Source organism: Bradyrhizobium iriomotense (assembly GCF_018129405.1).
Lineage (GTDB): Bacteria > Pseudomonadota > Alphaproteobacteria > Rhizobiales > Xanthobacteraceae > Bradyrhizobium > Bradyrhizobium iriomotense_B.
Window position 1 is genome coordinate 147286 of record NZ_JAFCLP010000014.1, and the last position, 13528, is coordinate 160813.

Annotated in this window: 13 protein-coding genes; 12 read left to right on the forward strand and 1 reads right to left on the reverse strand. The window is 65.1% G+C overall.

Annotation, left to right across the window (positions count from 1 at the left end):
• The first annotated feature begins 67 nt into the window (after positions 1–67).
• From hflK to JQ592_RS25820, 4 genes are all read left to right on the forward strand, one after another.
• On the forward strand, positions 68–1210 hold the full coding sequence (gene hflK / locus JQ592_RS25805) for an FtsH protease activity modulator HflK (protein WP_211405581.1): 1143 nt from the start codon (positions 68–70) through the stop codon (positions 1208–1210).
• A complete protein-coding gene (hflC, locus tag JQ592_RS25810) occupies positions 1207–2103 on the forward strand; it encodes a protease modulator HflC (RefSeq protein ID WP_211405582.1) in 897 nt (298 codons plus the stop codon). The genes hflK and hflC overlap by 4 nt, the downstream gene beginning before the upstream one ends.
• Positions 2104–2175: 72 nt before the next feature.
• Positions 2176–2382 carry a DUF2065 domain-containing protein gene (locus JQ592_RS25815; protein ID WP_211405583.1) on the forward strand — a complete coding sequence of 69 codons (207 nt, stop codon included), beginning with the start codon at positions 2176–2178 and terminating at the stop codon, positions 2380–2382.
• A 145-nt stretch (positions 2383–2527) separates the two neighbouring features.
• Entirely contained in the window at positions 2528–4036 is a 1509-nt protein-coding gene (locus tag JQ592_RS25820) for a Do family serine endopeptidase (protein WP_211405584.1), read from the forward strand.
• A gap of 96 nt (positions 4037–4132) precedes the next feature.
• Here the strand turns inward: JQ592_RS25820 and serB are convergent, their stop codons facing one another.
• Entirely contained in the window at positions 4133–5038 is a 906-nt protein-coding gene (gene serB, locus JQ592_RS25825; RefSeq protein WP_211405585.1) for a phosphoserine phosphatase SerB, read from the reverse strand.
• Positions 5039–5049: 11 nt separating this feature from the next.
• Between serB and miaA the strand changes: the two genes are divergently transcribed.
• The 8 genes from miaA (at position 5050) to ilvC (ending at position 13226) form a co-directional block, all read left to right on the forward strand.
• Positions 5050–5991 carry a tRNA (adenosine(37)-N6)-dimethylallyltransferase MiaA gene (gene miaA / locus JQ592_RS25830; RefSeq protein ID WP_211405586.1) on the forward strand — a complete coding sequence of 314 codons (942 nt, stop codon included), beginning with the start codon at positions 5050–5052 and terminating at the stop codon, positions 5989–5991.
• Between the two features lie 420 nt (positions 5992–6411).
• Complete coding sequence (locus tag JQ592_RS25835; protein ID WP_211405587.1) at positions 6412–8187, forward strand: acetolactate synthase 3 large subunit; 1776 nt, start codon at positions 6412–6414, stop codon at positions 8185–8187.
• Positions 8188–8191: 4 nt separating this feature from the next.
• Positions 8192–9145: a threonine dehydratase gene (locus JQ592_RS25840; RefSeq protein WP_211405588.1), complete on the forward strand. Its 954-nt coding sequence runs from the start codon at positions 8192–8194 to the stop codon at positions 9143–9145.
• A 151-nt stretch (positions 9146–9296) separates the two neighbouring features.
• Entirely contained in the window at positions 9297–9839 is a 543-nt protein-coding gene (ilvN, locus tag JQ592_RS25845; protein ID WP_018640841.1) for an acetolactate synthase small subunit, read from the forward strand.
• 3 nt (positions 9840–9842) lie between these two features.
• Complete coding sequence (locus JQ592_RS25850) at positions 9843–10538, forward strand: class I SAM-dependent methyltransferase (protein WP_211405589.1); 696 nt, start codon at positions 9843–9845, stop codon at positions 10536–10538.
• Positions 10539–10587: 49 nt separating this feature from the next.
• Positions 10588–11463 carry an EamA family transporter gene (locus JQ592_RS25855; RefSeq protein ID WP_211405590.1) on the forward strand — a complete coding sequence of 292 codons (876 nt, stop codon included), beginning with the start codon at positions 10588–10590 and terminating at the stop codon, positions 11461–11463.
• A 7-nt stretch (positions 11464–11470) separates the two neighbouring features.
• Positions 11471–12073 carry a LysE family translocator gene (locus JQ592_RS25860; RefSeq protein ID WP_211405591.1) on the forward strand — a complete coding sequence of 201 codons (603 nt, stop codon included), beginning with the start codon at positions 11471–11473 and terminating at the stop codon, positions 12071–12073.
• 133 nt (positions 12074–12206) lie between these two features.
• Positions 12207–13226, forward strand: a complete 1020-nt coding sequence (ilvC, locus tag JQ592_RS25865) for a ketol-acid reductoisomerase (RefSeq protein ID WP_018640837.1) — start codon at positions 12207–12209, stop codon at positions 13224–13226.
• Positions 13227–13528 lie beyond the last annotated feature (302 nt).

The following is a 13528-nucleotide window of genomic DNA, read 5'->3' on the forward strand; positions in this document are numbered from 1 at the left end:
GTCCCCTATAAAGCCGGACCGGACAAAGCGGGCGGGGGCAATTCCACCCTGCCGAGGAGAGCGTCGAATGCCGTGGAAGAATCAGGGCGGTGGCCCGTGGGGCTCGGGTCCGAAAGGGCCATGGGGCTCAGGCCCGCAACCGGTCGGGCCGAGGCCGCCGGATCTGGAAGACCTTCTGCGGCGCGGCCAGGACCGCCTGCAGCAGATCATGCCGGGGGGCTATTTCTCCGGCGTCGGCATCACGCTGATCATCCTGCTCATCATCGCATTCTGGCTGCTGTCGGGCTTCTTCCGCGTGCAGTCCGAAGAGCGCGGCGTCGTGCTGCGCTTCGGCAAGCATGTCCGCACCGTGGACCCCGGCCTGAATTATCATCTGCCCTATCCGATCGAGACCGTGCTGCTGCCGAAGGCGCTGCGCGTCAACACCACCTCCATCGGCATGACCCTGATCGACGATCCGGCGCGGCGCGGCCGCTCCATCCGTGACGTGCCGGAAGAGAGCCTGATGCTCACCGGCGACGAGAACATCGTCGATGTTGACTTCACCGTGCTCTGGCGCATCAAGCCCGATGCCGGCGGCGTCGGCGACTTCCTGTTCAACATCCAGAACCCCGAAGGCACCGTGAAGGCGGTCGCCGAGAGCGCGATGCGCGAGGTGATCGGCCGCTCGCAGATCCAGCCGATCCTGACCGGCGCCCGCAACACGATCGAGCAGCGTGTGCAGGAGCTGATCCAGAAGACGCTCGACAGCTATGGCGCGGGCATTCTCATTACCCAGGTGCAGATGCAGAAGGTCGATCCGCCCGCGCAGGTGATCGACGCGTTCCGCGACGTGCAGGCGGCGCGCGCCAATCAGGAGCAATTGCAAAACGAAGCCCACACCTACGCCAACCAGGTGGTGCCGCAGGCGCACGGACGGGCGGCCAAGATCCTCCAAGACGCCGAAGGCTACAAGGAGCAGGCGGTCGCCGAGGCCAAGGGCCAGAGCGCGCGCTTCCTGAAGGTTTACGAGGAATACAAGAAGGCGCCCGACGTGACGCGTGAACGGATCTATCTCGAGACGATGGAGCGCGTGCTCGGCGGTGCCGACAAGCTCGTCTATGACGGCGGCCCCTCGGGCCAGGGCGTCGTGCCCTTCCTGCCGCTCAACGAACTGACGACCAAGCGGCCGCCTGCCGCCGGCCAGCAGTCGGGCGGAGGCAGCCGATGAGGTCTCCGGTCACAGGTATCGTCACGCTGCTCGGTCTCCTGCTCGTCGTGATCATCGGCTACATGTCGCTGTTCACGGTGCAACAGACCGAACAGACCATCGTGCTGCAGTTCGGCAAGCCCGTCGACGTCGTCACCGCCCCCGGCCTGCACTTCAAGGCGCCGTGGAATTCGGTGATCAACATCGACAAGCGGATTCTCGATCTGGAGAACCCGTCGCAGGAAGCGATCGCGTCCGACCAGAAGCGGCTCGTGGTCGACGCCTTCGCGCGCTACCGCATCAAGGACGCGCTGCGCTTCTATCAGAGCGTCGGCTCGATCCAGGCTGCCAACATCCAGCTCACCACGCTCCTGAACGCGGCGCTGCGCCGCGTGCTCGGCGAGGTCACCTTCATCAACGTGGTGCGCGACGATCGCGAGAAGCTGATGCTGCGCATCCGCGACCAACTCGATCGCGAGGCCGATGGTTACGGCATCCAGGTGGTGGACGTCCGCATCCGGCGCGCCGATCTGCCGGAGCAGAACAGCCAGGCGGTCTATCTGCGCATGAAGACCGAGCGCGAGCGCGAGGCGGCCGAGTTCCGCGCGCAGGGCGGCCAGAAGGCGCAGGAGATCCGCTCCAAGGCCGACCGCGAGGCGACCGTGATCATCGCGGAGGCCAATTCGCAAGCCGAGCAGACCCGCGGCGCGGGCGATGCCGAGCGCAACCGCCTGTTCGCCGAGGCCTACAGCAGGGATGCCGACTTCTTCGCCTTCTACCGGTCGATGACGGCCTACGAGACGGGCCTGAAGTCGAGCGATACCCGCTTCCTGCTGCGGCCGAATTCGGATTTCTTCCGGTATTTCGGTAACCCGGCGGGCAAGACGGCGACCGAGACGCCGGCGAAGCCGTAAGCTAGACAGGGGGCGGCCGTTCTGGCCGCCCTTCGTCCAGACAAGAACAGCACCACGGGAGGTTCCAATCCGATGAGGTCCATTGCGTTCGCCGACTTCCTCATCGGCTTGGGCATCCTGTTCGTGCTGGAAGGCTTGATGTTTGCGGCAAGTCCAAACTGGATGCGCAAGGCCATGAAGAGTGCGATGGCCACTCCCGACAACGTCCTGCGGGCAGTCGGGATCGGTTCGGCCGTCGCGGGGCTGATCCTGATCTGGGTGATGCGGCGTCCGGTTTAACCGCAGAGCCAACGCCAAAGTGAAGGCGACAGGCCGGTTTTCGCCATATTATCCGGGTCTTGAGACCCGTTAAGGTCCGCGCTTGCGCCGCGCCCCCGTTCGAGCGCAGTCTGGCGCCGAATCCTTATTTTCTCTGGAGATCACAATGACCGCTGCCACCATTGCCCCGACCCGCTTGCGCCATGGTGTGCGCATTGGGCTGGCCGCGCTCGCCATCAGTGCTTTCGGTGCGCTCGGCAACCCGGCCCAGGCGCGCGGACCGGAGGGCATCGCCGACGTCGCCGAGAAGGTGATCGACGCGGTCGTCAACATCTCGACCTCGCAGACCGTCGAGGCCAAGGGCGGCGCCAACACCATGCCGCAACTGCCGCCCGGCTCGCCCTTCGAGGAGTTCTTCGACGACTTCTTCAAGAACCGCAGGGGTCCCGGCGGCGGCAGCAAGGGCGGCGACAGCGGCAGCGGCCCGCCGCGCAAGACCAATTCGCTCGGAAGCGGCTTCATCATCGACACGTCGGGCGTCGTCGTCACCAACAACCACGTCATCGCGGACGCTGACGAGATCAATGTCATCCTCAACGACGGCACCAAGATGAAGGCGGAGCTGGTCGGCGTCGACAAGAAGACCGACCTTGCGGTGCTGAAGTTCAAGCCGACCAAGCCGCTGGTCGCGGTGAAGTTCGGCGACAGCGACAAGCTGCGCCTCGGCGACTGGGTGGTCGCGATCGGCAATCCGTTCAGCCTGGGGGGAACGGTGACGGCCGGCATCGTCTCGGCCAAGAACCGCGACATCTCTTCCGGTCCCTATGACAGCTACATCCAGACCGACGCCGCAATCAACCGCGGCAATTCCGGCGGCCCGCTGTTCAACCTCGAAGGCGATGTCATCGGCGTCAACACCCTGATCATCTCGCCCTCCGGCGGCTCGATCGGCATCGGCTTCGCCGTGCCGTCGAAGACGGTCGCGGGCGTCGTCGATCAGCTCCGCCAGTTCGGCGAGCTGCGCCGCGGCTGGCTGGGCGTGCGCATCCAGAGCGTCACCGACGACATTGCCGAGAGCCTCAACATCAAGCCGCCGCGCGGCGCGCTGGTTGCCGGCGTCGATGACAAGGGCCCGGCCAAGCCGGCCGGCATCGAGCCCGGCGACGTCGTCGTCAAGTTCGACGGCAAGGACGTCAAGGACCCGAAGGACCTGTCCCGCGTCGTCGCCGACACCGCGGTCGGCAAGGAGGTCGACGTCGTCATCATCCGCAAGGGCCAGGAAGAAACCAAGAAGGTCACGCTCGGCCGCCTGCAGGATCCCGAGAAGGTGCAGGCCGCGGTGAAGACCGACGAGCCGGCGCCCGAGAAGCCGGTGACGCAGAAGGCGCTCGGCCTCGATCTCGCGGCGCTGAACAAGGACCTGCGCACGCGCTACAAGATCAAGGACAGCGTCAAGGGCGTGGTCGTCACCAATGTCGACGCCAATTCGGATGCCGCCGAAAAGCGCCTCTCGGCGGGCGACGTCATCGTCGAGGTGGCGCAGGAAGCCGTCTCCAGCGGTGCCGACATCCAGAAGCGCGTCGACCAGCTCAAGAAGGACGGCAAGAAGTCGGTGCTGCTGCTGGTGTCGAACGCCGACGGCGAGCTGCGGTTTGTGGCGCTGAGCGTGCAGTAACTTCATCCGTCATTCCGGGGCGATGCGAAGCATCGAACCCGGAATCTCGAGGGTTCCGGGTCTAGTGCTTCGCACCATCCCGGAACGACGAGTGTGTCAGGTCTCCACGAACTCCTCGCGCCGATACCCCTGCGCATAGAGCAGTGCGGTGAGATCGCCGTGGTCGATCCGCGCCGCTGCCGCGGCTGCCACAGCCGGCTTGGCGTGATAGGCCACGCCCAGCCCCGCCGCCTGGATCATCGCGAGATCATTGGCGCCATCGCCGACCACGACCGAGTCGACGTCGTCGAGATCGAACAACTCCATCAGATCCACCAGCGTCGCCAGCTTCGCGGCGCGGCCCAGAATCGGCTCCTTGACCTCGCCGGTGAACTTGCCGTCGCGCACGATCAATTCGTTGGCGCGGTTCTCCTGGAAGCCGATCTTGGCGGCGACCGCGCTCGTGAACAGCGTGAAGCCGCCGGAGACGAGGCAGGTGTAGGCGCCGTGCGCGCGCATGGTCGCGACCAGCTCACGGCCGCCCGGCGTCAGCGTGATGCGCTTGTCCAGCACCTCGTCGACGACACTGGCGGGAAGGCCCTTCAGCAGCGCGACGCGCTCGCGCAGCGCCGGCTCGAACTCGATCTCGCCGCGCATCGCGCGTTCGGTGATGGCCGCGACATGGGCCTTCATCCCGACCAGGTCGGCGAGCTCGTCGATGCATTCCTGGCCGATCATGGTGGAATCCATGTCGGCGAGAAAAAGCTTCTTGCGCCGGAAGCCGGCAGGCTGCACCACGATATCGATGGGCAGGTCGCCGCGAAGCTCGCGGAGCCGCTGCTCGATGGCGTGACGGTCGCCTTCGAGGTTACTGTCGGCGCCGAAGGGGATGTCGGCCGCAACCCCGTCGAACAGCCAATGCGCGGGAGCGGCCTGAGGCAGCACGGCGCGGGCGCCGTCGACGATGGTAGAGTCGAGCGCGGGATTGTCAGGATTGCAGATCAGCGTGGCGACGAGGGACATTTGAGGTTTTCGTGAGCAAGGGGCATTCGAGCAAGGCGGTGCTTATCGCAGGCCCGACCGCCAGCGGCAAGTCGGCGCTGGCGCTCGAGCTTGCCCTCAGCGCGAGCGGCACCGTCATCAACGCGGATTCCATGCAGGTCTATCGCGACCTCCGCATCATCACGGCACGTCCGACCCATGGCGATGAGGCGCGCGTTCCGCATCGTCTCTACGGCCATGTCGATGCGGCCGTCAATTTCTCGGCCGGCGCGTGGGTTGCTGACGCTGCAAAGGCGCTCGAGGAGGCGCGGGCCGAAGGCCGTCTGCCGATCTTCATCGGCGGCACCGGGCTCTATTTCAAGGCGCTGACGGCGGGCCTCTCCGTGGTGCCGCCAATCCCCGCCGAGCTGCGCGAGGACGTGCGGGCGCGGCTGGAGCGGAACGGCGTCGAGGCGCTGCATGCGGAACTCGCTGCCCGCGACCCGCGCGCGGCCGCGCGATTGAACCTGCGCGACCGCACCCGCATCGCGCGCGCGCTCGAAGTGGTCGAAGCGACCGGCCGTTCACTGCTGGATTGGCACCAGGAGGGCCAGCCGCCGCTGTTGCCCAGAGACAGTTTTCGCGCGCTATTCCTCGCCCCCGAGCGTGACGACCTCTATGCCCGTATCGACGCCCGCTTCGATGCCATGCTGGGTGCCGGCGCGCTGAGGGAGGTCGAGCGGCTCGCCGCCCGCGGTCTTGATCCGCTGCTGCCGGCGATGAAGGCTCACGGCGTGCCGGCCCTGATCCGGCATCTGCGCGGTGAGCTCGGCCTGGAGGAGGCCGCCACGATCGGCCGCGCCGACACCCGCCACTACGCCAAGCGCCAGTTCACCTGGTTCCGGCACCAATTGCCGGAATTCGAATGGGTGAAGCCCGAGGAGGCGCGGGGATGGCTCGCGGCGGCCATGAGCGCCGAGCGGGACCCCGGCTGACCGTCATTCCGGGGCGCCCAAAGGGCGAACCCGGAATCTCGAGATTCCGGGTTCTCGCTTCGCGAGCCCCGGAATGACGTCGGGGGCAAGAACTGACGCGCATTTGTGCCGGGTTCCCGAATTTACCTCTCGCCCAACCCCGGGAACACCGCTACACTGCCAAAATCGCGCGGGAACGGCCGCATTGCCTTGACATCCGGGCTTTGGCCGCTATGTTTCGCGCAACCTTTGGGAAGCCGGGCGCCTGCCATGCGTAACATTATTACCAAACTCCTTATCGCCGTCGTACCCAGGCACACCGCCGGGGATGGCTAGCTGCCATCCACAAGACAGGCGGTGTGCATGGGCCCTCTTCGGGGCCTTTTTTATTTCCCGAACCCAGAACGAAGCCGCTGACAACAGCGCATCCGGAGCAAGCCAATGAGCGACAAGAGCCACGATCCGAACCAGATGACCGGCGCCGCGATGATCGTCCGCGCGCTCATCGATCACGGCGTGACCGACATTTTCGGCTATCCCGGCGGCGCGGTGCTTCCGATCTACGACGAGATCTTCCAGCAGAGCCAGGTCCAGCACATCCTGGTCCGCCACGAGCAGGGCGCGGGCCACGCCGCCGAGGGCTATGCGCGCTCGACCGGCAAGCCCGGTGTTGCGCTGGTGACCTCCGGACCCGGCGCCACCAACATGGTGACGCCGCTGACCGATGCCCTGATGGACTCGATCCCGCTGGTCTGCATCTCCGGCCAGGTGCCGACGCATCTGATCGGCAACGACGCCTTCCAGGAATGCGATACGGTCGGCATCACGCGGCCCTGCACCAAGCACAACTGGCTGGTGCGCGACGTCAACGATCTCGCGAAAGTGCTGCACGAGGCCTTCTATGTCGCGACCTCGGGCCGTCCGGGCCCGGTGCTGGTCGACGTGCCGAAGGACGTGCAGTTCGCGACCGGCACCTATCATCCGCCGCGCAAGTCCGACGTGCACCGGTCCTACGCGCCGCGCGTGAAGGGCGATGCGACGCAGATCCGTAAAGCGGTCGCGCTGCTCGCGAACGCCAAGCGTCCCGTGATCTACAGCGGCGGCGGCGTGATCAATTCCGGCCCCGAGGCGACCAGGCTGCTGCGCGAGCTGGTCGAGGTCACCGGTTTTCCGATCACCTCGACGCTGATGGGCCTCGGCGCCTATCCGGCCTCGGGCAAGAACTGGCTCGGCATGCTCGGCATGCACGGCACCTACGAGGCCAACATGACGATGCATGATTGCGACGTCATGCTGTGCGTCGGCGCGCGCTTCGACGACCGTATCACCGGCCGCGTCGATGCGTTCTCGCCGGGCTCGAAGAAGATCCACATCGACATCGATCCGTCCTCGATCAACAAGAACATTCGCGTCGACGTGCCGATCATCGGCGACTGCGGCAACATCCTCGGCGACATCCTCCAGGTCTTCAAGGCGGAGGCGAAGAAGCCGGACGTCAAGTCGTGGTGGCAGCAGATCGCGCAGTGGCGCGCTCGCAACTCGCTCTACTACAAGAAGAGCAACGATGTGATCCTGCCGCAGCACGCGATCCAGAGCCTGTTCGAGGCGACGCGCGGCAAGGATACCTACATCACGACCGAGGTCGGCCAGCATCAGATGTGGGCGGCGCAGTTCTACGGCTTCGAGGAGCCGCATCGCTGGATGACCTCGGGCGGTCTCGGCACCATGGGCTACGGCCTGCCGGCCGCGGTCGGCGTGCAGGTTGCGCACCCGGACAGCCTCGTGATCGACATCGCGGGTGACGCCTCGGTGCAGATGACGATGCAGGAGATGTCGACGGCGGTTCAGTACGAGCTGCCGATCAAGATCTTCATCCTCAACAACCAGTACATGGGCATGGTGCGCCAGTGGCAGCAGCTGCTGCACGGCAACCGCCTGTCGCATTCCTACTCCGAAGCGCTGCCGGATTTCGTCAAGCTCGCGGAAGCCTATGGCGCCGTCGGCCTCCAGGTGCACAAGCCGGGCGATCTCGATGGCGCGATCCAGGAGATGATCTCGGTCAAGCGCCCGGTGCTGTTCGACTGCCGCGTCGCCGCGCTCGAAAACTGCTTCCCGATGATCCCCTCCGGCAAGGCGCATAACGAGATGCTGCTGCCGGAGCAGGCCAACGACGAGGCGACGGCCAAGGCGTTCGCCGGTGGCAAGGCGCTGGTGTGAGGCCATGTTCGACCTGAAGGAGCTCGAGCGCGCACATGCGATCGTGGGGCAGGCGGTGCCGGCAACGCCGGCGCATGCCTGGCCGCTGCTCGCCGGTCGGCTCGGCACCGAGGTCGTGGTCAAGCACGAGAACCACACGCCGATCGGCGCCTTCAAGGTGCGCGGCGGCCTCGTCTATCTCGAACGGCTGAAGCGCGAGCGGCCGGACACGCCCGGCATCATCTCGGCGACGCGCGGCAACCACGGCCAGAGCCTGGCCTTTGCCGCGGGGCGCCACGGCGTGCCGGCGGTGATCTATGTGCCGCGCGGCAACTCGGTCGAGAAGAACCGTGCGATGAAGGCCTTTGGCGCCGAGCTGGTCGAGCATGGCGAGGACTTTCAGGCGGCGGCCGAAGAGGCCCGGCGGCGCGCCCAGTTCACCGGCCTGCACATGGTGCCATCGTTCCATCCGGATCTCGTGCTTGGCGTCGCCACCTATGCACTCGAATTGTTCAGGTCCGCGCCTGACCTCGACATCCTGTACGTGCCGATCGGGCAGGGCTCCGGCATCTGCGGCTGCATCATGGCGCGCGACCTGCTCGGCCTGAAGACCGAGATCGTCGGCGTGCAGTCGACGGAAGCGCCGTCCTATGCGTTGTCGTTCGCGGCCGGCAGGATCGTGACGACCGAGACCAGCAACACGCGCGCCGACGGCATGGCGACGCGCATTCCGGACGCGGATGCGTTCGCGCTGATCCGCAAGGGCGCCTCGCGCATCGTAGAGGTTACCGACGACGAGGTTGCCGCCGCGATCCACGCCTACTGGACCGATACGCACAATCTGGCCGAAGGCGCCGGCGCTGCCGCGCTCGCCGCGGCGCTGCAGGAAAAGAGCAAGCTGAAGGGCAAGCGCGTCGGTCTCGTGCTGTCCGGCGGCAACATCGATTTCGATCTGTTCAAGCGATGGGTGGTCGCATGATGACGCGAGTGCTCGCCACATACACCACTGTCATCGTCCGGCTGGACCGGACGATCCAGTACGCCGCGGCAGATGTGAGACTCACGATGCCGGTGATTACTGGATGCCCCGCCTTCGCGGGGCATGACAAGAAAGAATAGAGGGAACGACAATGAACCAGCCCGCATCCGCCTACTTCATCGAGGACCGCCACGATCCCAACGAGACGCACACGCTTGCGGTGCTCGTGCAGAACGAGCCGGGCGTGCTCGCGCGCGTCATCGGCCTGTTCTCGGGTCGCGGCTACAACATCGAGAGCCTCACGGTCTCGGAGACCGAGGCCCAGAAACATCTGTCGCGCATCACCATCGTCACCACGGGTACGCCGATGGTGATCGCGCAGATCAAGAACCAGCTCGACCGCATGATCCCGGTCTACCAGGTCGTCGACATGACCCAGACCAAGCGCTCGATCGAGCGCGAGCTGGCGATGGTGAAGGTGCGCGGCCAGGGCGAGCACCGCGTCGAGGCGCTCAGGCTGGCGGACGCGTTCCGCGCCCGGGTGATCGACGCCACCACCGAGAGCTTTGTGTTCGAGATCACAGGCAACACGGACAAGATCAATCAATATATCGATCTGATGCGCCCGCTCGGCCTTGTCGAGGTGTCGCGCACGGGTGTTGCCGCGATCGGTCGCGGGCCTGAAGGGATGTGAGCCATGCTGGCGCGCGACTGGTACTACAACGAGCGGAACCGGATGGGGATCGAGCCCGCGGTGGCGTCGATCTACGACAACCATGACGATGCCGATCTGCGGGCGCGCGCCGCGCTGAAAATGCTCGGGGTCCAGCGTGGCTGGCGCATCGCCGACATCGGCTGCGGCAACGGCGTGCTCGCCACCGAAGCGGCGCTGATGGGCGCCGAGGTCGACGCCATCGACATCTCGCCGGCGATGCTGGCGCTCGCCGAGATCTACGCACGCGACCGCAAGGCGCCGGTGCGCACCCAGTCCGCCGGCCTGCTCAGCTTCGCCTATCGGCCGGAATCCTATGATCTCATCGTCAGCGAATTCACGCTGCACCATTTGCCGGATTTCTGGAAGGCGGTGGCGATGTCGCGGATCTATCGCGCGCTGAAGCCGGGTGCGAGCTTCTACTTGCGCGACATCGTCTATGCGTCGATGCCTGACGCCCTCGATCGCGACGTCGAGCAATGGGCCGACTTCCAGATCAAGAATCACGATTTCTCGCGCGAGGGCGTGGTGACGCATATGCGCGACGAGTATTCCACCTTTGGCTGGGTGATGGAGCGGATGCTGACCGACGTCGGCTTCACGCTGATCTCGGCCGACTACCACGCACCGATGCACGGCACGTATCTGCTGCGGAAACCGAAAGCCGGCGAGCAAGGCTAGACAAGAACAACAAGCAGGGCTGCACGACAAAGCAGAACCGGAAACAACAATGAAGCCGGCCGACATCTTCATCGCCGTCATGGTGGCGATCATCTGGGGGTTTGCCTTCGTGGCGAGCCGGATCGCGCTCGACGAGCTTTCGCCGGAGCTGATGACGGCGTTGCGCTTTACGATCGCTGCGGTCCCGTGCCTGTTCATTCCCAAGCCGAAGGTTGCCTGGTCGCTGCTGATCGCGATCAGCTTCACACTGTTCCTCGGTCAGTTCCTGTCCCAGGCCTATGGCATCGCGCACGGCGTGCCGGTGGGCCTGACCAGCGTCGTCGTGCAGAGCCAGGCGCTGTTCACGATCGGCTTTGCCGCGCTCGCGTTCGCTGAGCGGCCGACGCCGATGCAGACGCTGGGCATCGTCGTTGCTGCGGCCGGCCTTTTGATGATTTGCGGCACCGTCGGTTATGATTTCAGCGTTGCCGCCTTTGCGGTGCTGATGATTTCCCCGGTCAGCTTTGCCGTCGGCAATCTATTGCTGCGCGGCGCCCGCGGCGCGCCGATGTTCGACCTGTTTGCCTGGCTGTGCCTCGCCTCGGCCGTGCCGCTGTTCGTGCTGGCGCTGATCGCGAACGGACCGGCGTCGACCTGGACGTCGCTGACGCACATGTCGCTGACATCGGTTCTCTGCATGCTGATGCTCGGCGGCATTTCCACCAGCATCGCCTATTGGCTGTGGGGCCGCCTCTTGCGCGACTATCCCGCAGCCCAGGTGGTGCCGTTCGCACTGCTGGTGCCGTTCGTCGGCTCCGCCGCTTCCAGCATCGTGTTCGGCGAACGGTTCGGCCCGCTGCGCCTCGCCGGCATGCTGACCGTGATCGGCGGTATCGCCGTGATGGTGCTGGCGACGCGCCCGCAAGTCCTGCCGAAGACCGCGTGAGGTGAGCATGGCCTACTCGCTGTTCTATGCCTTCCTCGCCTTCATGGTCGTGATGTACTTCACGCCCGGGCCGAACAACATCATGCTGCTGTCCTCGGGCCTGACCTATGGCTTCCGCCGCACCATCCCGCACATCGTCGGCATCGTCATCGGCTTTGCCTTCATGGTCGCCACCGTCGGCCTCGGGCTCGGCACCGTGTTCCTGGCCTATCCGATCCTCCAGACCATTCTGAAATATGCCGGTACGGTCTACCTGATCTATCTTGCCGCCGTGATCGCCATATCCGGTCCAACCAAGCCGGGCGAGGAAGATGGTCGCGGCCCGATGACCTTCTGGGGCGCGGCCATGTTCCAGTGGATCAACGCCAAGGGCTGGGTGATCGTGATCGGCACCATCACCGCCTACGCGGCGATTGCCCAGTTTCCAATCAACATCGTGATCCAGACCCTGATCAGCCTGCTCGTCGGCACGGTCTCAACCGTGGTCTGGGCGCTGTTCGGCACCGCATTGCGACCGATCCTGACCTCCGAGCGGCTGGTCCGCGCCTTCAATATTCTGATGGCGATCCTGCTGCTGGCCTCCCTCTACCCCGTTTTCATGGATGCATGATGTCGCGGATTTCCATGCAGAAACGGGTTTCCCTCAGGGCTGAAAATGCTCTAGACAGCCCCCGAAATCCGCAAATTCCACCCTTCGGACACTGACCATCGGCCGATTTCGGCCCTGAACGAGGAAACGACCTATGCGTGTTTATTACGATCGCGACGCCGACCTGAACCTGATCAAGGGCAAGAAGGTCGCCATCGTCGGCTATGGCAGCCAGGGCCACGCCCATGCGCTCAACCTGAAGGATTCCGGCGTCAAGGAAGTCGCCATTGCGCTGCGCAAGGACTCGAGCTCGGTGAAAAAGGCGGAAGCCGCCGGCTTCAAGGTGATGGAAGTCGCCGAGGCCGCCAAATGGGCCGACCTCGTCATGATGCTGACCCCGGACGAGCTCCAGGGCGACATCTATCGCGAGCACCTGCACGACAACATGAAGAAGGGCGCCGCCCTCGTGTTCGCGCACGGCCTCAACGTCCACTTCAACCTGCTCGATCCGCGCGCCGACCTCGACGTGCTGATGATCGCGCCGAAGGGCCCCGGCCACACCGTGCGCTCCGAGTATCAGCGCGGCGGCGGCGTGCCCTGCCTGATCGCGATCGCCAAGGACGTCTCGGGCAACGCCCATGACCTCGGCCTGTCCTACGCCTCGGCTGTCGGCGGTGGCCGCGCCGGCATCATCGAGACCACCTTCAAGGAAGAGTGCGAGACCGACCTGTTCGGCGAGCAGGTGGTGCTCTGCGGCGGCCTGGTCGAGCTGATCAAGGGTGGCTACGAGACCCTGGTCGAAGCCGGCTACGCGCCCGAGATGGCCTATTTCGAGTGCCTGCACGAGGTGAAGCTGATCGTCGACCTGATCTATGAAGGCGGCATCGCCAACATGAACTACTCGATCTCCAACACCGCCGAGTACGGCGAGTATGTCACCGGTCCGCGCATCATCACGGACGAGACCAAGAAGGAGATGCGTAAGGTTCTGGCCGACATCCAGGGCGGCAAGTTCGCCCGCGACTGGATGCTCGAGAACAAGGTCAACCAGACCTCGTTCAAGGCGACCCGCGCCAAGCTCGCTGCGCATCCGATCGAGGAAGTCGGCGCGAAGCTCCGCGACATGATGCCCTGGATCAAGAAGGGCGCGCTGGTCGACAAGTCGAAGAACTGACGGTACCGCCGTCGTCCCGGGGACGTGACGAAGTCGCGTCCCCGGACCTCGATCCATGTTCGTTCGTTCCTTGAGTTTGTCCCGGCAATGGCGCGGTGAGGCACCTGCTCAGCGCGATTTCGTCGACCATGCGCGGAGCTTGCTTCTGCTGAAACCGACTTCGGTTTGTGCGGGGTATAGGGCGCTTTCCGGGCCTCTCCGAGTATTAGGACACCGTTACTGACGTAATTTCCGTACCAATACGGAGTCGAATTGCGATAGCCCGGTCAACCAAATCTTAGCGCGACCGAGCGATGGTGAGC